Source organism: Neisseria sp. P0021.S007 (assembly GCF_051956855.1).
On the sequence record NZ_JBQCXA010001584.1, the window covers coordinates 1 to 459 of the forward strand.

Consider the following 459-nt stretch of genomic DNA (forward strand, 5'->3'; position numbering starts at 1 on the left):
GCCTTATCTTTTTGTTCCGTAGATTTTCCCGATGAGGTCGTCTGAAAAGTTTTCAGACGACCTTTTTCTATTTCCTGAACTCTTCCCTGACGATGTCCAGCCAAGCCCTGAGCGCGGGGGTGGGACGCTGGTGTTTTTTCCATGCCATGGTCAGTTGCCAGCGGATTTCGGGTTCGGTCAGCGGGACGGCGGCGAAGGTGTCGGGATTGATTTTGCGAGCGTAGTATTCGGGCAGAAGGGCGATGCCCATATGGTGCGCCACCATGTCGGCGAGCAGGTCCCATTGTCCGGTGCGGCAGACGACGTTGGGGGTGAAGCCTTGGCTGCGGCAGGCGGTTTGGATGGTTTCGTTGAGGGAAAACCCTGAGCCGAAGAGGATAAACGGTTCGTGTTGCAGGCTTTTGAGGCTGAGGGCGGCGTGGCGGGCTTGGGCGCGCGGCATAAGGACGACGAGCGGGT

The 459-nt window shown here is 58.4% G+C and carries 1 protein-coding gene; it reads right to left on the reverse strand.

The genetic code is table 11. The annotated features are described in order from the left end of the window. Window positions 1–67 precede the first annotated feature (67 nt). On the reverse strand, window positions 68–459 hold a 392-nt coding region (locus tag ACTHUR_RS20385; RefSeq protein ID WP_440400610.1), incomplete at its 5' end, for a LysR substrate-binding domain-containing protein.